The sequence below is a fragment of the Caulobacter sp. GW821-FHT10F06 genome, from assembly GCF_058809215.1.
In genome coordinates this window covers 105261-128673 of record NZ_JBXASK010000009.1, presented here as the reverse complement: position 1 = coordinate 128673, position 23413 = coordinate 105261, and the positions used below count along the sequence as shown (strand labels likewise).

Sequence of the window (23413 nt, the reverse complement as noted above, 5' to 3'; positions counted from 1 at the left end):
GCCGGGCCCTCCCCAATCAGATGGATCTTGATCTTAGAAGTTGATCGAGATCGTGGAACGGCGGTTCAGCGGTTCCTTCACACCGTCGCCGGTGGCGACGGCCGGAGCGCTTTCGCCCTTCCAGTCGACGGCCAGGGCGCCGGCGGCGACGCCTTGACCCACCAGAGCGTCGGCGACGGCCTTAGCGCGGCGTTCCGAGAGCTTGGCGTTGTACTTCGGCGAACCCGAGGTGTCGGTGTGACCGACGACCACCAGCTTCGTCGCCTTGCCGGCGTTGGCGTAGTTCGCGGCTTCCGTGACCACCGACTGAGCTTCCGGCGTCAGGATCGATTGATCGAACGGGAAGTAGACGATGAACTCGCGAGCCTCATACGCCGGCGGAGGCGGCGGGGGAGGCGGCGGGGGCGGAGGCGGCGGGGGCGGAGGAGGCGGCGGCGGCGGCGGGGGCGGCGGCGGCGGGGGCGGCGAAGCGAAGGAATAGCGCAGACCCACGGTCAGCGACTGGTCCTTGTATTGGCCCTCGAAGGCGCCCGGCTGCAGCAGACCCGAACCCACCGATTGGAACGCCGTGTCGTTGCCCGCCAGGTAGCGGTAGGTCACGTCGATCTTCAGCTTGTCGGTCGCCTTGATCGACGCGCCGGCGATGGCTTGCCAGGCGACGGTCAGGTCGTTGTCGTCGACGCTCAGGTTCTGGATGGCCGCGTTGGTCGCGGTCACGGTGCCCACGCCGCTGAACTGGCCGAGGGCCTTGATGTCCACGCGGTTCAGGCCGACGCCGGCGCCGATGAAGGGGTTCAGCCAGGCGTCCGGAGCGAAGTCGTACAGGACGTTCGCCATCAGGGTCCAGGAGTCGATCGAACCGTCCGGCGAGCCGCAGGTCGGGGCGGCGGCGGTGCGCACGACGCCCGGGGTGCAGAGGCCGCGCGGTTGCTGGCGAACGCCATTGCCGCGAACCGAGGTCAGATCGCCGGGGCGATAGCCGCCTTCGACTTCAGCGCGCCAGTTCGGGGTGAACTGGTAGCCGAGACGAACGAAGCCGGTCCAGTCGCGGTCCGAAGCCCACTCCCAGTGATAGTGCGCGCCGTCCGGAGCGTTGGCTTCCGATTCGGTCTTCAGAGCCGTCGGCCAGTGGTAGCCAAGGTCGACCGCGCCGTACCAGCCGGTCTCTTGCGCCGAGACGCCCGACGCGGCGCAAACCGCAGCCAGAGCGACTCCCGCCAGGAGTTTGAATTTCATATCAAGAGCCCTCTATTGCCCTGCTCCGGCCGAAAACGACCGAGCATTGTTATACCAAGGCGAACGTCCCGGGAAAGTGTCAGCAAAGCCACACTCGTCAGGTTTCGCTGACCTGGATATCTGCTCCAGGAAGCTAAACAAGACCGCCCCACAAAATCAACTTCCGAGTATGTCGGCCGAGTTTTCCGCAGAGAGCGCCAGCATGGATGGGTTCGCACGTGAATCCTCGCCGCGCAAGGCCTTGATGAATGAAAAGGCGGCGCGTTGACGCAGTCTGAACATTGTTTTTGAGGATATTCGCCCGCCACGCGATCAGCAGGACTGTCAATCCAGCGTCGTTCGATAACGCGCCATCGCCAGGGCGGCGACAAGAATAACGAATAGTCCGAGCGCGGATAGACTGGTCCACATCTCCGTAAAGCCGAGACCTTTGAGCAGCGCGCCGCGCACCACGCGAAGAAAGTGCGTGACCGGAATGACGCTGCCCAGGGCCTGGGCCCAGGCCGGCATGCCGCGGAACGGGAACATGAAGCCCGACAGCAGGATCGACGGCATGATGTAGAAGAACGACATCTGCATGGCCTGCAGCTGGGTTCGCGCCAGCGTCGAGATCAGGAAGCCCAGCGACAGCGAGCCGATGATGAACAGCAGCACGCCGGCCGCCAGGGCCAGCCAGCCGCCGGCCATCGGCACGGCGAACAGCGCCCTGGCCAGGGTCAGGATCACCACGGTCTGGATCAGGCCCACGGCGACATAGGGCGTCAGCTTGCCGATCATCACCTCGATGGGCCTGGCCGGCGTGGCCAGCAGGCTCTCCATGGTGCCGCGCTCGTATTCGCGGGTGACGCCCAGCGAGGTCATCATCACGAGCGTCATCGACAGGATCACGCCCAGCAGGCCCGGCACGATGTTGTAGGCGGTGATGGCTTCGGGATTGTAGCGCTTGTGGACCACCACCTCGAACGGCGGGCTGGACGGCCGGGCGACGGCGCCGACCAGGTCGCGGGCCAGGGCGTTCTGCGGCAGGCTGGCCAGGGCCGCGATCGCCCCGCCGGTGGCGGCGGGATCCGAAGCGTCGGCCTCGACCAGGATCTGGGCCTGGTCACCGCGCACCACCCGCCGCGTGAAGTCGGGCGGGATGGTCAGGGCGAACTGGACCTCGCCCCGGGCGATGGCGTCGTCGAGCTCGGCCCGCGAGGCCGCCTGGCGGACGATCCGGAAATAGCCGCTGTTGACCAGCGCCGCGAGCGTCGAGCGGGCCATCGGCCCCTGGTCCTGCACATAGACCGCCGTCGGCAGGTTCCGGGGATCGTTGTTGATGGCGTAGCCGAACAGCAGGAGCTGCACGATCGGCATCACCAGGATCATGCCGTAGGTCAGCCGATCGCGGGTGAGCTGGATGAACTCCTTGATCAGCACCGCCAGGATGCGCGCGCCCGACAGACCGCTCATTGAAAATTGTCCTGAGCGCCGCCCATCAGGCGGATGAAGACGTCCTCCAGCGTCGGCTGCACCTCGGTCCAGACCAGCGGCGGCTGGCGATAGGGCGCGACGGCGGCCTCCAGCGCGACACGGTCGGTCCCGCTGACATGCAGGGCCGCCCCGAACGGCGCGGCCATGGCCACGCCCGGCTTGCCGGCCAGCTCGCGGGCCAGCCGGTCGGCGCCGACGCCTTCCGCGCGGAACGTCACAAGCCCCGACTGCTTGATGACCTCGTCGGCCGTGCCGCGCGCCATCAGCTTGCCGTAGGCGATATAGGCGATGTCGTGACAGCGCTCGGCCTCGTCCATGTAGTGGGTGGAGACCATCACGGTCAGGCCCTCGGCCGACAGGGCGTGGATTTCGTCCCAGAACTCGCGCCGGGCCTTGGGGTCGACGCCGGCGGTGGGTTCGTCGAGCAGCAGCAGCTTGGGCCCATGCATGACGCTGGCGGCCAGGGCCAGGCGCTGCTTCCAGCCGCCCGACAGGCTGCCGGCCAGCTGCTTCTTGCGGGCGGTCAGGCCCAGGCGGTCCAGGCTCTCCTTCACCCGCTCGCGGCGGCGGTCCAGCTCGTGGACACGGGCCACGAAGTCGAGGTTCTCCTCGATCGACAGGTCTTCGTAGAGCGAGAACTTCTGGGTCATGTAGCCGGTCTGGCGCTTGACCGCTTCGGCGTCCTTGCGGAAGTCCAGGCCCAGCACCCGGCCCTCGCCGCTGTCGGGGGTCAGCAGGCCGCACAGCATCCGCAAGGTGGTGGTCTTGCCCGAGCCGTTGGGCCCCAGGAAGCCGGTGATCTTGCCGGTCTCGACCTGGATGGCGACGTCCTGCACCACGTGTCGTGGGCCAAAGCTCTTGTTCAGCCCGACGACGTCGACCGCCAGGGTCACCGCCGATCCTCCGGCAGTGGGACGATGTCGACCGGCTGGCCGGGGGCCAGGGTCGCGCCGCCTTCGGGCCGGGCCTCGACTAGGAACACCAACCGCTGGCGGGCCTCGCGGCTGTAGATCACCGGCGGGGTGAACTCGGGCTTGGGGCTGACATAGTTGATCCGCGCCGCGCGGGTCGGGCCGCAGCCGTCGCAGTCGAAGCGCACGCCGGTCCCGACGCGATAGCGGGCCACCTCCCCTTCCGGCACGAAGAACCGCAGGCGCACCCGGTCGTCGGCCAGCAGGGCCACCACCGGCTGGTTGGCGGCGGTCCATTCGCCGGGCTGGTAGAAGACGTCCTGCACCCGGGCGGCGGCCGGGGCCTTGGGGCTGATCAGGTCGAGGCGGTTCTGGGCGGCGGCCAGGGCCTCGCGGGCGGCGTCGGCCTGGGCCTGGGCGGCGCGCACGGCGTCGGGCCGCGCGCCCAGGGTCCCGACGTCCTTGCGCCGGGCCACGGCGCGCGACTGGGCCACGGCGGTGTCGCGCGCGGCCCGGGCGGTGTCGAGACGAGCCGGCGCGTAGATGCCCCTGCGCACCAGCGGCGCGATGCGGTCGTACTCGGCCTGGGCCTGGCGGACGGCGGCCTCGGCGGCGGCGCGCTCGGCGTCAAAGACCGCCAGCTCCTGCGGCCGCTGGCCCTTCTCGGCGTCGCGGACCTGGGCCTGGGCGGCCGTCAGCTGCGCGGCGGCCTGGTCGCGGGCGGCGGCCAGCTGGGCGGCGTCCAGCGAGAAGAGCGGCTGGCCCGCGCTCACCCGGTCGCCCCGCCTCACCGCGACCGTGCTGACCAGCCCCGCGCCGGACGCTCCGACATAGAGGGTCTCGCCCTCGACATAACCCGACAGGCGATGCGGCGGGTGGGCCGACGGCCCGAAGGCGCGCCAGACCACGGCCCCGACCACGACGACGGCGACCGCCGCCACGGCGATGCGAACGATGGGTTTCATGCCGCCCCCCTCTCGACTGTGGTCAGGCCGGCGATCACCGTCTCGGCGTGCTGGCGGACCAGCGCCTCGAGGTCGACCGCCGGCGCGCCGATCGGCGTGAAGGTCTCGCGCCACAGCACCCCGACCAGCACCGGCCCCATGATGCTGAAGGCGTGGAAGCGCGGATCGCCCGGCCGCACCTCGCCGCGCGACTGGGCGGCGGCGATCGCGTCGGTGATGGCGGCCAGCGCCCGGCTGATCACCTCGTCGTGCCAGACCCGCGCCAACTCCGGGAAGTTGCGTGACTCGCCGATCACCAGCTTGGCCACAGCCCCCACCTTTGAGGCGCCGATCACCTTGACGATGCCGGCGAAGGCCATCCGCAGCGTGTCGGGGAAGGGCGTGTCGGGCTGGCCGAGGATCGCCTCGATCACGTCGAGGTTCGGGGCCACCGCCTGGCGCACCACCGCCTGGAAGAGCTCTTCCTTGGTCTCGAAATAGAGATAGAGCGCGCCCTTGGACACGCCCGCCTCGCGGGCGATGTCGTCCAGCCGCGCGGCCGCGAAGCCCTTCTCGGCGAACACCTCCAGCGCCGCCTGGACGATCTCGCCCGGCCGCGCCTGGCTCCGCCTGCGCCACTTCGGTTGTCCCGGCTCCATCGCCCCTGCTCGATTATATATCTGACTGGCCAGATACATAACGTAAGCCAAGCCCTGCCGCAAGATCGCCCGTCCGGCGACCTCTCGACACCGGACGATCAGGACTAGGTGTCAGGGACTGGGACTAGCGGTCGACCGTCAGGGCCACGATGGCCGCGCCGGCGGCGACCACCAGGGCGTCCTCGATCAGGCCGCTGCGGGTCTGGCCGACCTGGGCCATGGCGCGCTTGCGACCGGCCAGCGTCAGATAGGCCAGGGGCACGGCGGTCGCGACCGCCACAGCGGCTCCCGCCTTCTCCTTGCCGCGCGGGGCCAGGGCCGCGCCGGCGATGCCGGCGCTCAGCACCCGGGCCAGCAAGCCCAGGAAGACCGTGCGGTCGGGCGCCGACTTCATCTTGTCGCCGAACAGCTCTCCCGCGCCCATGGCCAGGGCGCCGAACTTGAACAGCGGATGATCCAGCAGGACCAGCCGCCCGGGCGTGTCACGGCCCGCCAGGCGCGCGGTCGCGATCGTGGCCATCGGCGTCATCGAGCGCGCGCTGGCGACGGCGCCGATCAGGGCGGAGGGAAGCAGTTCGAGCGTTTTCATCCAGGCTCAACACGCCAGTCGAGCCGAGGTTTCCGCCCGCCCTTAGGTCAGCCGCGCCTTGTACAGCGCCGAGAGCTCCGCCCAAGCGCGCTCGGCGGAAGCCTCGTCGTAGCTGGGATTGCCGGGCACGCACCAGCCGTGGTTGGCCGGATAGACCTCGACGCTGGAGGTCAGCTTGGCCGCCTCGAAGGCCGCCTTCAGCCTGTCCTTGGCGTCGGGCGCGCGGGCGTCGTCGTTCTTGGCGACCGCGCAGCGCACCTCGGCCTTCATGGCCGGGATCAGCAGGTGCGGGCTGGTCGGCTGGTCGGTGACCAGGCCGCCGCCGTGGAAGGTCATGGCCGCGCCGATCCGGCCCGGCGCCGCGGCGGCCGTGCGGAAGGTCAGGTGGCCGCCCATGCAGTAGCCCTGCACGCCGGCCTTCTTGCGCTTGTCGGCCTGGGGCTGGGCGTCGAGATAGGCCAGGAAGGCGGCCGCGTCGCGCGCCGCGCCGTCGGGCGTCAGCGTGGCCGACAGGGCGGTGATCTGGGCGCGATCCTCGGGCTTGGCGAAGTCGAAGCCGTCGCCCGGAACCGGCGCGCGCCGGCTGCGGTAGAACGGGTTGGGGACCAGCACCACATAGCCCTGGGCGGCTAGGCGCTTGCCGATGTCGCGGAACACCGGGCGCAGGCCCTGGTTGTCGGTCCAAATCAGCACCGCCGGCCACTTGCCCTTGCCTTCGGGATGGAACAGCGCCGCGTCGCAGACCCCGTCGGCGGTCTTGATGTCGACGCTCTTCTCGACCGTCGTCGCGGCCGCCGAGGCGTGTGTGGCGGCGAAGGCGGCGACGGCGCCCAGCGACAGACTGAACGCCCGCCGCGACAGGGACGGCGCGGAATCGGGATCCTGGCAGATGTCGTCGTCGCACATGGTCGGTCGCCTTCGAGGGAGGGTGAGGCGGGGACTTTAGCGTCAGGCGCGCCCGATTGACCATCGACCATCTCTGTCATCCCGGAAGCCTCGCAGAGGCTATCCGGGACCGCCGGAAGCTCCGAGCCTGGTGCGGTCCCGGGTCAGCGCTGCGCTTGCCCGGGATGACAGGTTCGGGTGACTATCGCAGCGACGCGTCCCGCAGCCGCCGCCGCTTGCCGCCAAGCGCGTCGGGGCGATTGAGCACCTTGCGGTACTCGTCGCGGCGTTCGTGGATCGAGGCGATGACCAGGCCCATCGGCACGCCGATGTCGACCAGCACGGCCTCGGAGAGCTGCAAGCTGGCCTCGATGGTCTCGGGCACGGCGTCGGTGGCGCCCAGTTCGTAGAGCCGCGCGGCGTGGCGGGCGTCGCGGGCCCGGACCACGATGGCCAGGTCCGGCCGCGCGCCGCGCGCGGAGGCGACCACCGCCTCGGCGGCTTCGGGCGCGTCCATGGTGATGACCACCGCCCGCGCCGTGGCCAGGCCGCAGCGCTCCAGCAGCTCCAGCCGCGAGGCGTCGCCGTAATAGATGCGGCTGCCGTCGCGGCGGCCCTGCTCGACCAGGCGGGCGTCGCGCTCGACGGCGGTCCAGGGCAGGTCGTGGCGCTTGAGCATGTCGGCCACCAGCTTGCCGACCCGGCCGTAGCCGATGATCAGCACCTGGCCCTCGGGCTCCGGATCCAGGCGGTCGACGGCCGGCTTGGGGGCCTCCGAGGTCTGGACGTTGGACTTGCGCCCGAACTTCGCGCCCAGGGCCGCCAGGGCCGGGATCAGGAACATGGTCAGGGTCGCCGAGACCAGCACCGCCTGGCCGATCGAGCGCGGCACGACATGGGCGCCCATGGCGTTGTCGAGGATGACGAAGGCGAACTCGCCGCCGGCCGCCAGGATGAGGGCCGACTCGGTCGAGGCCTTGACGCCCAGCCGCAGGGCCAGGCCGCCCAGGAACACGATCACGCCCTTGACCACCAGCAGCCCCAGGGCGACGCCCAGGATCAGCACCGGCTTGGCGAACAGCAGCGACAGGTCCAGGCGGATGCCCAGCGACACGAAGAACAGGCTGAGCAGCAGGCCCTTGAAGGGCTCGATCTTGACCTCGACCTCGTGGCGATACTCGGTCTCGGCCAGCAGCACGCCGGCCACGAACGCGCCCAGGGCCATCGACAGGCCCGACAGCGCGCTGACCATGCCCGCGCCGATGATCACCAGCAGGCAGGCGGCCATGAACATCTCTTCGCTCTTGGCCTTGGCGACGGACTTCAGCATCGGCCGCAAGGCCAGCCGGCCCACCAGCACCAGCGCGCCCAGCCCGAGCGCCGCCGGGACCAGGGCGGCCAGGTCCTTCAGCACGAAGACTCCGTCGCCGCGTCCCAGGATAGTCAGGGTGATCAGGATCGGAGCCACGGCCAGATCCTGGAACAGCAGCACCGAGAAGGTCGCCCGGCCGCCCTCGGAATGCAGCCGCCGCCGCTCGGCCAGCACCGGCACGGCGATGGCGGTGGAGGACAGGGTCAGAGCCGCGCCGATGGCCAGGGCCGCGACGGGCGGTTGGCCCAGGGCCATGGCGCCCAGCCCCAGGGCGATGGAGCAGCCGATCACCTGGGCCGCGCCCAGGCCGAAGACCAGCTTGCGCATCAGCCGCAGCCGCTCCCACGACAGCTCCAGCCCGATCATGAACAGCAGGAAGACGACGCCGAACTCGGCCAGCTGGGCGATTTCGTCGGGATTGTCGACGGTGACGTAGTCCAGCCACGGGGCGAAGTGGATCAGCCGGCCCAGGCCGAACGGTCCCAGGATCACGCCGGCCAGCAGGAAGCCGAGGATGGGATTGATCTTCAGGCGCTTGAAGATCGGCGCGACGATGCCCGCGGTGGCCAGGAACAGGACCAGGTCCTTGTAGTCCGCTGGTGAAACCTCGTGCTGCACGCGCTCTCCCTCTAGCTCCGGTCTAGCTCGCCAGCTTCAGCCGCACGCCCGGCCCCGCCTCGTCGGCGAAGATCAAGGTCACTCCTCCGGCCTCGATCGCCTCGATGAGCAGGCGTTCGGTGCTATGGTGCAACGCGTGGCGCTCGGTCTCGAAATCCTTGACCGTGCTGCGTGACACGCCCGCCTTGTCGGCGAGATCGCCCTGGGACCAGCTGAGCAGGCCCCGGGCGCCCCTGCACTGAGCAGGGAGGAGAATTTTTGCGTGTGGCATATGGCAAATCCGGGTGACGTCACCCATATTGGTTGAGTACGCCCGAAAACGTTGACCGTCAAGGAGAGCCTTTGCACCATACCTCGCTGATCGCCACCATCGTCGCGGGCCTGGGACTGGCCTTCGTGTTCGGCGCCATCGCCAACCGGCTGAAGCTGCCGGTGCTGGTCGGCTACCTGCTGGCCGGCGTGCTGGTGGGGCCGTTCACCCCCGGCTACGTGGCCGACCAGGAGCTGGTGCCGCAGCTGGCCGAGATCGGCGTGATCCTGCTGATGTTCGGGGTGGGCCTGCACTTCTCGCTGAAGGACCTGATGGCGGTGCGCAAGATCGCCATCCCCGGCGCCATCGTGCAGATCGCGGCGGCGACGGTGATGGGCCTGGGCCTGGCGCTGCTGCTCGGCTGGGGCGTCGGCGCTGGGATCGTCTTCGGCCTCGCGCTATCGGTCGCCTCGACCGTGGTGCTGCTGCGGGCGCTTCAAGAGCGACGCCTGATCGAGACCGGACGCGGCAAGATCGCGGTCGGCTGGCTGATCGTCGAGGACCTGGCCATGGTCCTGGCCCTGGTCCTGCTGCCGGCGCTGTCGGGCATGCTGGGCGGCGAGGCCGCCGCGCCCGGACCAGGCGGCGTGGCCGGCGCCTTCGCCATCACCCTGGGCAAGGTCGCCGCGTTCGTGGCCTTCATGCTGATCGTCGGCCGCCGGGTGATCCCGTGGATCCTGCACCGCATCGCCCATACCGGTTCGCGCGAGCTGTTCCGCCTGGGCGTGCTGGCCATCGCCCTGGGCGTGGCGTTCGGCTCGGCGGCGCTGTTCGGCGTCTCGTTCGCCTTGGGCGCTTTCTTCGCCGGCATGATCATGGCCGAGAGCGAGCTGTCGCAACAGGCCGCCAACGAGACCCTGCCCCTGCGCGACGCCTTCGCGGTGCTGTTCTTCGTGTCGATCGGCATGTTGTTCGACCCGATGGTGCTGCTGCGCGAGCCGCTGGCGGTGCTGGCCACCCTGGCGATCATCGTCGTCGGCAAGTCGCTGGCCGCCCTGATCATCGTGCTGGCCTTCAAGCGCCCGATGAGCACGGCCCTGACCATCTCGGCCAGCCTGGCGCAGATCGGCGAGTTCTCGTTCATCCTGGCGGGCCTGGGCGTCTCGCTGAAGCTGCTGCCCGACGACGGCCGCGACCTGGTGCTGGCCGGCGCGATTCTTTCGATCCTGGTCAATCCGCTGCTGTTCGCGATCCTCGACAAGGTGCTGCCCAAGATGATCGCCAAGGAGCGCAAGGCCGCCGGCGAGGCCCCTGTCGCGGCCGCCGCCCTCCCCCACGCCCTGCTGGTCGGCTACGGCCGGGTCGGGAAACTCGTCGCCGAAGGCCTGAAGGGCAAGACGCCGCTGGTGGTCATCGAGGACGACGCCGAACGCGCCGCCGAGCTGAAGGCCGCCGGCTTCGAGACCGTCGGCGGCAACGCTGTCCTGCCCGAGGTGCTGCTGAAGGCGGGCCTGGACAAGGCCACCCACCTGTTCGTCGCCGTGCCCAACCCGTTCGAGGCCTCGCGGATCATCGAGCAGGCCCGCGCCGCCAATCCGGGCGCCGAGATCATCGCCCGCGCCTATACCGACGCCGATGTCGACCTTCTCAAGTCGATGGGCGCCACCTACGCCCTGATCGGCGAGGAGGAGATCGCCAAGGGCATGCTGGCCCGCGCCCCGCGCAAGAAGCCGGCGGCCGCCCAAGGGCATCACTAGGACGGGGCGTCACGAAAAGTCCGCGCGCCTGTCGGAAGGGCTCACTATCGTTCGTCCTCGGGGAGACCTCACGCGGAGACCGACCATGAGCCCGACCATCACCGCCTTCGAAGCCTCGCCCGATCGCGGCCGGGGCCTGGCGCGCGACATGCCGGTGCGCTGGGCGTTCGAGGAGGTGGGCCAGCCCTACGGGGTCAAGCTGGTGTCCTTCGCCGACATGAAGGCGGCCGAGCACAAGACGCGCCAGCCCTTCGGCCAGATCCCCACCTATCAGGACGGCGACCTCACCCTGTTCGAGTCGGGCGCCATCGTGTTCCAGATCGCCCAGGGCCATCCGGGCCTGCTGCCGGACGCCCCGACCGCCCGGGCCCATGCGATCAACTGGATGTTCGCCGCGCTCAGCACGATCGAGCCGCCGATCCTGGCCCGCGAGGCCGCCGTGCTGATGGAGCGCGACCAGCCCTGGTACGCGGCCCGCCTGCCGATCCTGGAACAGCGCATCCGCCCCCGGCTCAGCGATCTGTCCCAGCGCCTGGGCGACGCCAACTGGCTCGACGGCGACTTCAGCGCCGGCGACCTGCTGATGGTGACCGTCCTGCGCCGACTGAAGACGTCGCCGTTCCTGGCCGACTATCCCAACCTCGTCGCCTATGTCGCCCGCGCCGAAGCCCGCCCGGCCTTCCAGCGCGCCTTCGCCGCTCAGTTGGCGGTGTTCGAGGCGGCGCAGGGCGGGTGACGCTCAAGACCCCTCTCTATGAGAGAGGGGTTCCGAGGGCCGCCCACCCCAACCCCGACCTTGAGCCCTTCCGCATCAAGGTGATCAATGACCCCATGATCCACCCGCGACGGAGGCAGGGTTCCATGTTGCAGGACACGACACTCGACAGGCACGCCCAGACCGCCGAGCTGGACCTGGTCGCCGGGCCGATCCAGCTGCGCCTGCGCGCGCGGTTCACGCCGCTGGGCCTGCTGACGCTGGGGGTGCTGCTGAGCGGGGTCGTGGCGTCCAGCTCGGCGGTCGTCTGGGCGGCGCGACGCCGGCGGCCTCACCGCGAGCCCAGTTGAGCGCCGCGCGCGGTCATGCCTCAGCGACGCTTGATTGACCCGGCCCTGGCCAGGGCTTAGTCACGCCACGTCATGAAAGCCCGTCGGGGAAAATCCGGATCTGGTCTGCTCGTCGCCTGGTTGGCGGCGCTCGCGGTGCTGGCCCAGACCCTGGTCCCGGCCATCGCCATGGCCCGCTCGACCCGCAGCGGCGAAGCCATCGTCATCTGTACGGTCGAGGGCGCCAAGCTGGTCAGGGTCGGCGGCGACGACAAACCCGTCCCCGACAAGATGTTCGGCGGCTTCAAGTGCGGCCAGTGCGTAGCCGCCAGCCTGGCCGCCGTGACGCCCGACCCGGCCTCGACCGTCATCCCCGTCCGCTACGCCGCCCGCCTCGAGATCGCCGTCGTGCGGGTGCTGGGCGTGCGCGGCCACGCCCGCGCCCCGCCCCGGCCGCCCGGCCAGGGCCCACCCCTCCTCCTGAACGCCTGACCCTCCTCCGCGTTACGGCCGAGCCGTCGCGCGCCTCGTCACGTTTTCAGGACTTCACGTTCCATGACCTTCTCGTTTCGTCGCGCCCTGATGCTGGGCGCCGCCGGCCTCTGCCTGTCGTCCGTCATCGCTCCCCTTGGGGCTCACGCCGAAGAGCAGACCAACCTCGACTCCGTGCTGGTCACCGCCCGTCCCAACACCGAGGACCCGCCCGTCGTGGCCCGCGCCCGCAAGCGCCTGTCGGAGACCCCCGGCGCGGTGGCGGTGATCTCGTCCGAGGCCTACGCCAACCGCTACGCCCTGGGCCTGACCGACACCGTCCGCGACGTGCCCGGCGTCTTCGCCCAGAAGAAGTTCGGCGAGGACGCCCGCGTGGCCATTCGGGGCTCGGGCGTCGGCAACAACAGCCACAACCGCGGCATCCTGCTGGCCCAGGACGGCGTGCCGCTGAACGAGGCCGACGGCTATGGCGACTTTCAGCTGGTCGATCCGCTGCTGGCCCGCTTCACCGAGGTCTACAAGGGCGGCAACGCCCTGCGCTTCGGCGGCGCCCTGCTGGGCGGGGCGATCAACCTGGTCACGCCGACGGGCAGGACCGCCGGGGCCGACACCCTTCTCCGCGTCGAGGGCGGGTCGTTCGGCACGGCCCGCGTCCATGGCGAGATGGCCCGGCAGTCGGGCGACGACGACCTCTTCGTCGGCGCGACCCTCTCCAACAGCGACGGCTGGCGCCAGCAGAGCAACGCTTCGGCCGCCCGACTCTCGGCCAATCTCGGCCACAGCTTCGGCCAGGATCGCGAGGTGCGGCTCTATGTCAGCGGCGCGGACCTGAAGCAGCAGATCGCCGGCGCGGTCACGCTGAACCAGGCCCTGAACAGCCCGAGGAACGCCGCCGCCGCCAACCTCGCCAACAATTACGGGCGCAACATGCGCAACGCCCGCGCCAGCCTGCAGACCACCTGGCGGCTCTCCGACACCACCGTGTTCGAGGGCGGCGTCTATGGCGCCTGGAAGGATCTGGACCACCCGATCTTCCAGGTTGTCGACCAGGAAAGCCGCACCTTCGGCGCCTTCGGACGGCTGGACTGGACGGGCCAGCTGGGCGGTCGCGCCGCCGATCTCTTCGCCGGCGTCTCCTATCGCGTCGGCGATCTGGACGCCCGCCAGTGGCTGAACCTGCGAAGCTCCAGAGGCGCGCTGCAGGCCTTCTCGCGCCAGAACGCGGAGGCGCTGGACGTCTTCGCCGAGGGTCGCCTGTTCATCACCCCGCGCGTCGCCGTCGTCGCCGGCGGGACCTACGGGACCGCGAGCCGCGATTACCAGGCCTACAAACTGCCGGGCGTCGCCACGAGCTTCGACCTGACGGCCGCCCGCGACTATGACTGGTTCGCCCCGCGCCTGGGCCTGCTGTTCCAGGTCGACGCCGACAGCCAGCTGTTCGCCAACCTGACCCGCTCGGTCGAGCCGCCCAACTTCGGCGCCTTCTCGCCGACGGCGGCGGCGGGCTTCGCGCCTGTGGTCCCGCAGACCGCCTGGACCGGCGAGGTCGGGGCGCGCGGTCGCAAGGGCCCCCTGGCCTGGGACGTGGCCCTCTATCGCGCCGAGCTGAAGCACGAACTGCTGACCTTCACGGTCGATCCCGACCACCCGGCCGCCACCTTCAACGCCGACAAGACCCTGCACCAGGGGATCGAGGCCGGGCTCGACTGGCGGATCACGCCGCGCGTGCGCCTGCGCCAGACCTATGCCTGGTCGGACTTCCACTTCGACGGCGACGCCCAGTACGGCGACAACGCCCTGCCGGTGGTGCCCGAGCACCTCTATCGCGCCGAGCTGAAATACGAGCACCCGGCCGGCTGGTTCGTCGCGCCCGCCGTCGAGTGGTCGCCGCGCGGCCCCTTCGTCGACTATCGCAACAAGGTGCGCGCGCCCGACTACGCCATCGCCTCGCTGGGCGCGGGCTACACGCGAGGCGGGGTGACCTTGTTCCTCGACGCGCGCAATCTGTTCGACAAGCGCTACGTCAACACCGTCAATGCGGTCGCCAACCCGGCCTCGGTGTCGGCGGCGACCATCGAGAACACCGCGGCGTTCTGGCCGGGCGAGGGACGCGGAGTCTTCGCCGGCGTCTCGGGCAAGTTCTAGGAGAGACCTGGATGCGCAAGATCGCTCTTCTCATCGCCCTGGCCGCGCCCCTGCCGGCCAGGGCCCATGTCGTCGTCGCGCCGGACACCGCCAAGGCCGGCTCCTATTCGGCCGTCGCCTTCCGGGTGGGCCACGCCTGCTCGGCTGGCGACGCGACGCTCAAGGTGAGGATCGAAATCCCGCCGGGCGTCGCCTCGGCCCGGCCGCAGCCCAAGCCGGGCTGGACCTACGTCATCGAGCAGGACATCGGCGCCGATCCCAAGGCCGGGCCGTCGGCGATCACCTTCAGCGGCCGCCTGCCCGACGAGGCCTTCGACGACTTCAACGTGCTGATGAAGCTGCCCGCCACGGGCGAGACCCTGGTCTTTCCGGTCATCCAGACCTGCGAGAAGGGCGAGAGCCAGTGGACGGAAGTGCCCAACCCCGCCGCGCCGGACGAGAAGCTCTCCCGCCCCGCCCCCGTCCTTCGCCTGATGCCGCCAAACTCTTCGCCGACAGCCGCGCCGGCGGGCCACCAGCATTGATCCGGAGACAGACCATGCGCCACACGACTCTCCTCGCGCTCGGCGCCGTCGCGGCGATCGCCGCCCCCGCCTTGGCCGGCGACTACAAGGTCGGCGCCCTGACCATCCAGGCCCCGTGGACCCGCCCAGCCCAGGCCGGCATGAACGGCGTGGGCTTCCTGACCATCGCCAACGCCGGCCCCAAGCCGGTCAAGCTGCTCGGCGCCGAGAGCCCGATCGCCGGCAAGGTCGAGATGCACAACTCGTCCATGACCGCCAACGGCGTCATGACCATGCGCCGGCAGGACGCCGGGGTCGTGATCCCCGCCGGCGGCAAGCTGGCCTTCGCCCCGGGCGGCTATCACTTCATGTTGCTGGGCCTGAAACAGCCTCTGGTCGTGGGGCAAAAAGCCCCCGTAACGCTGATCTTCGAAAATGGCCGTCGCGCGATGGTTGAATTGACCGTCCAGAGCGCCGCGCCCCCGGCGCCTATGGGTTTAGCAACTGAACACCAGCATCACTAAACGGCCATTTTGGGCGGACATGACAAATTTGTAAGGGAGGATTTTTTCCACGGCGAGGCAGATTGCCGCCAGCTCACACCAACGGATGCCTATTTCCATGAAACGAGTTTGGTTCGCCGCCGCCGCCGTGGCTGCGTTGTCTATGTCCGCCTTCGGCGCGCAGGCTCACGAAGAGCATGCGTGCGTCAATGACGCCTGCACCGTCCAATCGCTGCTGCCCGCCCTCGCCGAGGGCGTCGCGGCCGGCGACGTGACCTCGCTGGACTCGCCCAAGTACGGCGCCTGGGGCTTCGACATCTCGGGCATGGATACGTCCGTGAAGCCGGGCGACGACTTCTACAAGTTCGCCAACGGCAATTGGGACGCCAGGACGGTGATCCCGTCCGACCGCACCCGCTACGGCAACTTCGACAAGCTGTCGGAACTGTCGGAAGCCCGCACCAAGGCGATCATCGAAGCCGCCGCCGCCGACAAGGCCGCGACCGGCGAGAAGGCCAAGATCGGCGCCGCCTACCGCGCTTTCATGGACGAAGCGACTATCGAGACGCTGGACGCCAAGCCGATCCAGCCGTGGCTGGACGGCGTCAAGAAGATCAAGACCAAGGACGAGTTCACCGCCCTGATGGGCAAGAGCTCGACCACCCCCTACTCGGCCCTGATCGGCCTGGGCATCTCGACCGACGCCAAGAGCCCGCAGCGCTACGCCGTCTACGCCTCGACCGGCGGCCTCAGCCTGCCCGACCGCGACTACTATCTGGACGCCAAGTTCGCCGACAAGAAGACGGCCTATCTGGCCTATGTCGAGAAGATGCTGACCCTGGGCGGCTGGGACAAGCCGGCCGAAAGCGCCAAGGCCGTGGTCGATTTCGAGACCAAGCTGGCCGACGCCTCGTGGACCCGCGTCGAGCGCCGCAACCGCGACAAAACCTACAACCCGGCCACCCTGACCGAGCTGCAGGCCCTGACCCCGGGCTATGACTGGAACCGCTACCTGGTCGGCACCGAGCTGCCCAAGGTCGACCGCTTCATCGTCACGACCAACACCTCGTTCCCGAAGTACGCCAAGATCTACGCCGACACCCCGATCGAGACCCTGAAGGCCTGGCAGGCGTTCAAGGTGATCGACGGCGGCGCGCCGATGCTGTCCAAGCGCTTCGTCGACGCCCAGTTCGAGTTCCGCAACAAGACCCTGGCCGGCCAGCCCGAGCAGCGTCCCCGCTGGAAGCGCGGCGTCGGCGCGGTCAACGGCATGCTGGGCGAAGCGGTCGGCAAGGAATATGTCGCCGCCTACTTCCCGCCCGCCTCAAAGGCCAAGATGGTCGCCCTGGTCGGCGACATCCGCACCGTCCTGAAGGCCCGCATCGACGCGTCCGACTGGATGGGCCCGGAGACCAAGGCCAAGGCCCAGGACAAGCTGGCCAAGTTCACCGTCAAGATCGGCTATCCCGACACTTGGCGTGACTATTCCAAGCTGGAGATCAAGGAAGGCGACGCCTACGGCAACGCCCAGCGCACCGGCGTGTGGGACTACCGCCACGACGTCGAGCGCCTGAACCAGCCGGTCGACAAGACCGAGTGGGGCATGACCCCGCAGACGGTCAACGCCTACTACAACTCGGTCAACAACGAGATCGTGTTCCCGGCCGCCATCCTGCAGGCTCCGTTCTTCCATCCCGACGCGGATCCGGCCGTCAACTACGGCGGCATCGGCGGCGTGATCGGCCACGAGATCGGCCACGGCTTCGACGACCAGGGCCGCAAGTCCGACGGCGACGGCGTGCTGCGCGACTGGTGGACGGCGGAAGACGCCGCCAAGTTCGAGATCCAGAAGGCCAAGCTGGGCGCTCAGTACTCGGCGTTCGAGCCCTTCCCGGGCATGCACGTCAACGGCGACCTGACCATGGGCGAGAACATCGGCGACATGTCGGGCCTGGGCTTCGGCCTGGACGCCTACCACGTCTCGCTGAAGGGCCAGCCGGCCCCGGTGCTGGACGGCTTCACCGGCGACCAGCGCGTCTATCTGGGCTGGGCCCAGGTGTGGCGCCAGAAGTCGCGCGACGACGCCCTGAAGCAGCAGATCGCCAGCGACCCGCACTCGCCGGCCCTCTATCGCGTCAACGGCACCGTCCGCAATCAGCCGGGCTGGTACAGCGCGTTCGACATCAAGCCGGGCGACAAGCTGTACGTCGCGCCCGCCGATCGCGTGAAGATCTGGTAGCGTAGAGAGATCAGGAGCGGCTCGCCGCTCTTGGAACACGAAGGGCCGGCGCGAGAGCGTCGGCCCTTTTTGTTGGGCGTTTGTCGGTCCTCCGGACCGTCACCCAACCCCAGCGCGAGTTCGCTTGCATCCAAAACGAGAAATCCGACGTTCCTCTCTTCGGGCTGGCGCCGTCTTCGCATCCACGCGGGGGGACGCGGAAACTGGCGAGGGAGGATGCCCCGCTTTCATTTCGAGGTTCGGGGAGCCGACAGCTTTCCCGACGATGAGGGCATGGTCCTGAGGGATCGCTCGGCCGCGCGCCGCGAAGCGGTGCGTCTGTCGGCGGCGCTGAAACGCGACTATCCCGACGTCTTCTGCCCCGGGCGCAGCTTCCGCATGCACATTCTCGACGACGAGGGTGAGACCCTCGAAACCCTCGACATCCCGGTCGATCCGACCGGGTCGCCCCGCCTCGACAGCTGAAGCGCTCAGCGGCCCACCGCGTCTACGGGCCTGGCCGTCTTGCGCCCCCCCGAGGGCAGGGCCGACAGGATCTTCTCCAGACCGGCCGACAGGCAGCCCTGCTCGTCGTCGGTCAGGCCCACCAGCCACTGGCTTTCCAGCGCCTCGAGCTCGGCGCCGATCACCTCGGCCAGCTTGCGGCCCTTGGCGGTGGCCTCGACCATCACCGTGCGGCGATCGCTCGGCGGCGTGTAGCGCGCCACCAGGCCCCTGGGGATCAGGTTATCGACGGTGCGCGTCAGCGAGGTGCGGTCCAGCGCGCTGGCGTTGGCCAGGTCGGTCATGCTGCTGGCGCCGTCCCGCGTCAGCGTGCACAGCGCGATCCATTGCGACAGGGTGAGGTTCTTGTTCGACAGAGCGTCGGCGACCAGCATCCTGCGATGCTGCTCGACGCGGTAGAGCCGCTCGGTGAACTGGGAGGCGGAAGCCTTCACGATCTTGGTCTCGCTCCTTCGTCGGGCCGCAACGTGGTCAAGCTGCGGCGGTTTCGGAAACGCCGCTTCGAAGACCCATGTTCCGTGAACGCCCGGCCCGCCGGAAGGATTCACCTGACACGTGTTGTTTTCGCGCGACGGCTGCCGGCGACGCCCAGATCACATGCAGAGAGCGGCTCAAAAGTGGCCGCGGTCAGGACACCGCGCCGATTCGCGCCGCGTAATGATCGGCCAGCTTGCTGCTGGCCAGGAGGAACAGGTCCTCCATGTCGGTCGCCAGGCGGCGCGCGCCGGCCGCGACATTGGCGATCGACCGGCCGCCGACCACGACCACCTTCAGGATCGCCACTTCCCGAGGCGTCAGCGCCGCCTGGGCGGCGTTCAGCGCGTCCTGGGCCGCCTGGCGACTGGCCGGGCTGCCGCTCCGGGCCGCGGCCTCGACGTCCTGGGCGTAGAGCCTCACGGCTGAAACCTGACGCGGAGAAAGCGTTCGGGCGCTGGTCACTTCAATTCCTCATCTGGACCCACCTTCGCGCGGCGGAGATCGCGCGACAGCTATAGCGTCACCTCGGTCCGGATCGAAGACGTCCTCATCTATTGCGCGAACGCGGTTTCCTCAAGCCGCGCCATCAGGACGCCGCCCACGCCGCATTCTGGGCGGCATGGCCGAAGAGACCGTGCGGATAGCCGGCCGGAAGCCCCCGCGCCCGCCCGGCACCGGACGGTCCTGGGTCCACGGACCGAACTTGGCGGAGGGATGTCGACCGACAATCGGCCGCTGCAGAGCGATGGAACTATTTTTGACAATTCCGTCAAATCTGGGAACCGGGGCCCAGATACACCAAACCCGCCGCGGGGGATAATCGCGACGGGCTGGCTATTTTCTCGATCATTCGATCTAGGCGGGCGTTTCCTCCCCGAAACGCCGAAGGAAGGGAGCTCTCTGTTGGGGCTCTGTTCTTCCTTGCAAGGTGTAGAAACGTCAAAATCGTGACGGCGTCAACGACCAAATCGGCTTTCTGTAACGGGTTCAGCGCTTTTTTGACGAAAAGGCCGTAGTTTGGACGCACGGGTCAAACTTATCACCGTTCTCTCAGCGTATTTTTGACATAACAGTCAAATATTACCTTTCAGGCGAGCAGCCAGCTGGTCCAGCACCTTGGACCGGGACTCGAAAACATAGTCCGGGCGCGAAACGGTGACCGGCTCGACTCCCGCATCCGCCAGGGCGGCGGCGGCGTCGAACAGGTCGGCGGTCGCCAGCAGGGCGCCATTGGCCCGGCGCGAGCCGCCCTTGGCGACGAACGCGGCGACGGCGGCCTGGGCCAGGTCGTCCTGCTCGGTCGGCCAGACCAGGGCGGCCAGCTTGGCCGCGCGGCCCTTGGCCTCGACCACCGACAGCAGCCGGCGCAGGGCGTCCAGCTGGTCCTCCGACCAGTCGGCGATCAGCGAGGCGGTCAGCTGGGCCTGGCTCTTCAGGATCACGCCGTCCGACAGGATTTTCAGGCCGTTGGCCGCCAGGGTCGCGCCGGTGGTGGTGATGTCGACGACCAGCTCCGCCGCGCCGGCGGCCGGGGCCCCCTCGGTGGCGCCGCTGCTCTCGACGATGCGGTAGTCGGCCACGCCGTGGCGGGCGAAGAAGGCCCGGGTCTGAGTGACGTACTTGGTCGCCACCCGCAGGCGGCGGCCGGTGCGGGCCAGATGGGCGTGCCCGACCTCGTCGATGTCGGCCATGGTGTCGACGTCCAGCCAGCTCTTGGGCGCGGTCACCACCAGGTCGGCGCGGCCAAAGCCCAGGGCGCGTAACAGCATCACCCGGCTGTCCATGTCGTCGCCGCGCTCGCGCAGCAGGTCCTCGCCCGTGACGCCCAGGTGCAGCTCGCCGGCGTCCAGGCCCGCGGCGATGTCGCCGGCCGACAGCAGACGCACCGACACACCGGGCAGGCCCGACAGCTCGGCCGAATAGCCGCGCGCGCCGCCGGTCATCTCCAGCTTGAAGCCGCACTCGGCCAGCCAGGCCTCGACCTGCTCCTTCAGGCGGCCCTTCGAGGGAATGGCGAAGATCATAGGGGCGCTCATTCGCCGCCTCCCGCATAGGCTCGGGCGGGACGGACCATGCAGCCCACCGCGCCGGTTTTCGTCTCGGCGCCCAGTCGCGCGGGCAGGCCGTCATAGCGGCCGCCGGCCGCCACGGGCCGCTCGTCGCCGAGGGCGGCGCTGCGCACCTCGAACAGAAAGCCGTCGTAGTAGCCGAAGGCCCGCCCGAAGGCGGCGGCCAGGGTCATGCGATCCTCCGGCGCGCCGCGAGCGACCATGCCGGCCAGGCGCTGGCGCCAGCCGTCGATCGCCGCGTCAAGCGCCGCGCGCTGCGGACCGGCCAGGGCGGCGATGGCGTCCAGGGCCGCGCCCGGACGATCGCTGACCGCCAGGAAGGCCCGGACCGCATCGGCCTGCTCCGGCGACAGACGACCGGCCTTGGCGGCCTCGGCGCGCTCGACCAGGCGATGGGCGATCTCGGCCGGACGACGACCGCCGACCGGCTCGATGCCGGCCAGGGACCACAGCTCCTGCAGCACCGCCGAGGCCTCGCCCTCGGGCAGGCCGGCCAGGAGCGCCGCGATCTTGCTCTGCTCGCCGGTGACCTCGACGCCACCGTCCAGCTCGGCCTTCAGCTGACGGGGCCGGGTGAAGGCGCGCTTCAGCCGCGCCGCCAGGGGACCGGCCAGGTCCAGGCTGTCGACGAAGGCGGCGAACAGCCCGACGTCGCCCAGCAGCAGCGACAGGTCCGAGCGGCCGCCGGCGGCGGACGAGGCCCAGGCCAGGGCGGCGATCTCGGCGTCGGCGGCGATCGGGTCGCCGGCCTCGAAGGCCTCGACGCCCAGCTGCAGGAACTCCTCGGCCCGGTCGCTGCCGCGCGGCGCGACGCGGAAGGCCTTGCCCTCATAGAAGTAGCGACCCGAGGCCGCGCCGGCCTCCAGGTGCTCGCGAGCGATGGCGACGGTGAAGTCGGGGCGCAGGCAGGCCTCCTCGCCCCCGTCGCCGGACACCACGAAGAGCCGCGAGCGCATCGACTCGCCGGCCAGGTCCAGCAGCAGGCCCAGGGGCTGCAGCACCGGCGCGTCGGTCGGCGCGGCGCCGGCGGCGACGAACGGCGCGCGGACGGCGTCCAGCGCCGCCGTCGGGATGGCGCGTTCCAGCCTCACTGATCACCCCCGGCGATGATGCGACGCACGGCGGCCACCAGCTCGCCGCGCGGTATGGTCTGCTGGCCCGGACGCTCGGCCTTCCAGGCGGCGTTGTCGGCCACGCCCGAGGCCAGCTCGCGGCCCAGGTCGAGGTCCTTGATCGTCACCGTGCCAGCGGCGATCTCGTCGCCGCCCAGCATGATGGCGGCCGGGGCCATGCGGCGGTCGGCGTATTTCATCTGCGGCCGCATGCCCGACGAGCCCAGATAGACCTCGGCCGGGATTCCGGCGTTGCGCAGTTCGGTGGCCACCGAGAAGTACTCGCCCATGTGGGCCTGGTCGAAGACGATGACCACGACGGGCCCGCGCGCCTCGCCCGCCGCGTCGCGACCGGCCGCCTTCAGCGCCGAGGCCAGTCGCGAGACGCCGAACGAGAAGCCCGTGGCCGGGGTCTGCTGGCCGGTGAACCGCGCCACCAGGTCGTCATAGCGCCCGCCGCCGCCGATCGAGCCGAACGAGACCTTGTTCCCCTTCTCGTCGGTGGTGGACAGCAGCAGCTCGGCCTCGAACACCGCGCCGGTGTAATACTCAAGCCCCCGCACGATCGAGGGCTCAAACAGCGCCTGGTCGTCGGCGACGCCCAGGCTCTTCAGGGCCGCGTCGATCAGGGCCAGCTCATTGAGCCCCTCGTCGCCCTCGGCCGAACCGCCGATGACATTGGCAATCTTGGCCAGGGTCTCCGACCGGCCACCCGACCCCGCCTGGACAAAGTCCAGCACCGAGTCGATCGCCTTGCCCACCAGGCCCGCGCCCTTGGTGAAGGCGCCGCTCTCGTCCAGCCGCCCCTCGCCCAGCAGCAGGCGCACGCCCTCGACGCCCAGGCGATCCAGCTTGTCGACGGCGCGCAACACGCCCAGCTTCTGGCCGTTGGTCTCGACCCCGGCGGCGGTCAGCAGGCCATTCAACAGCTTGCGATTATTGATCTTCACCACCGCCGAGCCGCGCGGCAGGCCGGCGGCCTCCAGGCCCGACACAGCCATGGCGATGATCTCGGCGTCGGCCTCGGGCCGGGCCGAGCCCACGGTGTCGGCGTCGCACTGGATGAACTCGCGGAAGCGGCCGGGGCCGGGCTTCTCGTTGCGCCACACCGGCCCGTAGGCGTAGCGGCGGAACGGCTTGGCCAGGGTCTCCCAGTTCTGGGCGGCGAAGCGGGCCAGGGGCGCGGTCAGGTCGTAGCGCAGCGCCATCCACTGCTCGTCGTCGTCCTGCAAGGCGAACACGCCCTCATTGGGACGGTCGGCGTCGGGCAGGAACTTGCCCAGCGCGTCGGCATATTCGAAGGCCCCGGTGTCCAGCGCCTCGAAGCCATGCCGCTCATAGACCTTGGACACCGCCTCCAGGATGGCCCGCTCGGCGCGCAGGTCGCGCGCGCGCTTGTCGGCGAAGCCGCGCGGATTGCGGGCCTCGGGGCGGAAGGTCTCTTCGGTCTTGGCGGGGGAGTCGGTCATCGTCGTCCTTAGAACTTCAAGGCTTCGACGGATGGCGCTTGCGCTCAAGCCCCATCCGCTAGGCGGGGCTCAGGCAGGGGGCTTGCTTCTAGAGCGAGCGGACCCGGCCGATCCCGCGAGGCGAGGTCGGATGGTGGTGGCGGCCGTGATGGTGCGGCGTGC

Annotated in this window: 23 protein-coding genes; 9 read left to right on the top strand and 14 right to left on the bottom strand. The window is 69.7% G+C overall.

Going from position 1 to position 23413, the window contains the following annotated elements; translation table 11 throughout:
• Positions 1 to 33: 33 nt before the first annotated feature.
• The 9 genes from AC1RUS_RS19475 to AC1RUS_RS19435 form a co-directional block, all read right to left on the bottom strand.
• On the bottom strand, positions 34 to 1236 hold the full coding sequence (locus AC1RUS_RS19475; protein WP_492918237.1) for an OmpA family protein: 1203 nt from the start codon (positions 1234 to 1236) through the stop codon (positions 34 to 36).
• A gap of 324 nt (positions 1237 to 1560) precedes the next feature.
• Positions 1561 to 2688 carry an ABC transporter permease gene (locus AC1RUS_RS19470; protein WP_492918236.1) on the bottom strand — a complete coding sequence of 376 codons (1128 nt, stop codon included), beginning with the start codon at positions 2686 to 2688 and terminating at the stop codon, positions 1561 to 1563.
• Positions 2685 to 3602 carry an ABC transporter ATP-binding protein gene (locus AC1RUS_RS19465; RefSeq protein ID WP_492918235.1) on the bottom strand — a complete coding sequence of 306 codons (918 nt, stop codon included), beginning with the start codon at positions 3600 to 3602 and terminating at the stop codon, positions 2685 to 2687. The genes AC1RUS_RS19470 and AC1RUS_RS19465 overlap by 4 nt, the downstream gene beginning before the upstream one ends.
• A complete protein-coding gene (locus tag AC1RUS_RS19460; protein WP_492918234.1) occupies positions 3599 to 4585 on the bottom strand; it encodes an HlyD family secretion protein in 987 nt (328 codons plus the stop codon). The genes AC1RUS_RS19465 and AC1RUS_RS19460 overlap by 4 nt, the downstream gene beginning before the upstream one ends.
• Entirely contained in the window at positions 4582 to 5223 is a 642-nt protein-coding gene (locus AC1RUS_RS19455) for a TetR/AcrR family transcriptional regulator (protein ID WP_492918233.1), read from the bottom strand. Before AC1RUS_RS19455 ends, AC1RUS_RS19460 begins: the two co-directional genes overlap by 4 nt.
• A gap of 124 nt (positions 5224 to 5347) precedes the next feature.
• Positions 5348 to 5812 carry a hypothetical protein gene (locus AC1RUS_RS19450; protein WP_492918232.1) on the bottom strand — a complete coding sequence of 155 codons (465 nt, stop codon included), beginning with the start codon at positions 5810 to 5812 and terminating at the stop codon, positions 5348 to 5350.
• A gap of 42 nt (positions 5813 to 5854) precedes the next feature.
• Positions 5855 to 6718 carry a dienelactone hydrolase family protein gene (locus AC1RUS_RS19445; RefSeq protein ID WP_492918231.1) on the bottom strand — a complete coding sequence of 288 codons (864 nt, stop codon included), beginning with the start codon at positions 6716 to 6718 and terminating at the stop codon, positions 5855 to 5857.
• A gap of 181 nt (positions 6719 to 6899) precedes the next feature.
• Entirely contained in the window at positions 6900 to 8687 is a 1788-nt protein-coding gene (locus tag AC1RUS_RS19440) for a cation:proton antiporter domain-containing protein (RefSeq protein ID WP_492918230.1), read from the bottom strand.
• Between the two features lie 22 nt (positions 8688 to 8709).
• Entirely contained in the window at positions 8710 to 8958 is a 249-nt protein-coding gene (locus AC1RUS_RS19435; protein WP_492918353.1) for a helix-turn-helix domain-containing protein, read from the bottom strand.
• 71 nt (positions 8959 to 9029) lie between these two features.
• Between AC1RUS_RS19435 and ybaL the strand changes: the two genes are divergently transcribed.
• From ybaL to AC1RUS_RS19390, 9 genes are all read left to right on the top strand, one after another.
• Entirely contained in the window at positions 9030 to 10694 is a 1665-nt protein-coding gene (gene ybaL, locus AC1RUS_RS19430; RefSeq protein ID WP_492918229.1) for a YbaL family putative K(+) efflux transporter, read from the top strand.
• Positions 10695 to 10779: 85 nt separating this feature from the next.
• Positions 10780 to 11430 (top strand): glutathione S-transferase family protein, encoded by a 651-nt coding sequence (locus AC1RUS_RS19425; RefSeq protein ID WP_492918228.1) that lies wholly within the window; start codon positions 10780 to 10782, stop codon positions 11428 to 11430.
• Between the two features lie 125 nt (positions 11431 to 11555).
• Complete coding sequence (locus AC1RUS_RS19420; protein WP_492918227.1) at positions 11556 to 11759, top strand: hypothetical protein; 204 nt, start codon at positions 11556 to 11558, stop codon at positions 11757 to 11759.
• Positions 11760 to 11831: 72 nt separating this feature from the next.
• Positions 11832 to 12230, top strand: a complete 399-nt coding sequence (locus tag AC1RUS_RS19415; protein WP_492918226.1) for a DUF2946 family protein — start codon at positions 11832 to 11834, stop codon at positions 12228 to 12230.
• A 63-nt stretch (positions 12231 to 12293) separates the two neighbouring features.
• Positions 12294 to 14375 (top strand): TonB-dependent receptor family protein, encoded by a 2082-nt coding sequence (locus AC1RUS_RS19410; protein ID WP_492918225.1) that lies wholly within the window; start codon positions 12294 to 12296, stop codon positions 14373 to 14375.
• 11 nt (positions 14376 to 14386) lie between these two features.
• Complete coding sequence (locus AC1RUS_RS19405; RefSeq protein WP_492918224.1) at positions 14387 to 14899, top strand: YcnI family protein; 513 nt, start codon at positions 14387 to 14389, stop codon at positions 14897 to 14899.
• 14 nt (positions 14900 to 14913) lie between these two features.
• Positions 14914 to 15402, top strand: coding sequence for a copper chaperone PCu(A)C (locus AC1RUS_RS19400; RefSeq protein ID WP_492918223.1), 489 nt, complete (start codon positions 14914 to 14916; stop codon positions 15400 to 15402).
• Positions 15403 to 15499: 97 nt separating this feature from the next.
• Positions 15500 to 17620: a M13 family metallopeptidase gene (locus tag AC1RUS_RS19395; RefSeq protein WP_492918222.1), complete on the top strand. Its 2121-nt coding sequence runs from the start codon at positions 15500 to 15502 to the stop codon at positions 17618 to 17620.
• 216 nt (positions 17621 to 17836) lie between these two features.
• Positions 17837 to 18085 carry a DUF6894 family protein gene (locus AC1RUS_RS19390; RefSeq protein ID WP_492918221.1) on the top strand — a complete coding sequence of 83 codons (249 nt, stop codon included), beginning with the start codon at positions 17837 to 17839 and terminating at the stop codon, positions 18083 to 18085.
• Between the two features lie 5 nt (positions 18086 to 18090).
• On the opposite strand, the gene AC1RUS_RS19385 is transcribed toward AC1RUS_RS19390, so the two are convergent.
• From AC1RUS_RS19385 to hisS, 5 genes are all read right to left on the bottom strand, one after another.
• Positions 18091 to 18558 carry a MarR family winged helix-turn-helix transcriptional regulator gene (locus AC1RUS_RS19385; RefSeq protein ID WP_492918220.1) on the bottom strand — a complete coding sequence of 156 codons (468 nt, stop codon included), beginning with the start codon at positions 18556 to 18558 and terminating at the stop codon, positions 18091 to 18093.
• Between the two features lie 193 nt (positions 18559 to 18751).
• A complete protein-coding gene (locus AC1RUS_RS19380; RefSeq protein ID WP_492918219.1) occupies positions 18752 to 19021 on the bottom strand; it encodes a hypothetical protein in 270 nt (89 codons plus the stop codon).
• Between the two features lie 653 nt (positions 19022 to 19674).
• A complete protein-coding gene (gene hisG / locus AC1RUS_RS19375) occupies positions 19675 to 20637 on the bottom strand; it encodes an ATP phosphoribosyltransferase (protein WP_492918218.1) in 963 nt (320 codons plus the stop codon).
• Positions 20634 to 21761 (bottom strand): ATP phosphoribosyltransferase regulatory subunit, encoded by a 1128-nt coding sequence (locus AC1RUS_RS19370; RefSeq protein WP_492918217.1) that lies wholly within the window; start codon positions 21759 to 21761, stop codon positions 20634 to 20636. Before AC1RUS_RS19370 ends, hisG begins: the two co-directional genes overlap by 4 nt.
• On the bottom strand, positions 21758 to 23251 hold the full coding sequence (gene hisS / locus AC1RUS_RS19365; protein ID WP_492918216.1) for a histidine--tRNA ligase: 1494 nt from the start codon (positions 23249 to 23251) through the stop codon (positions 21758 to 21760). Before hisS ends, AC1RUS_RS19370 begins: the two co-directional genes overlap by 4 nt.
• Positions 23252 to 23413: the final 162 nt, after the last annotated feature.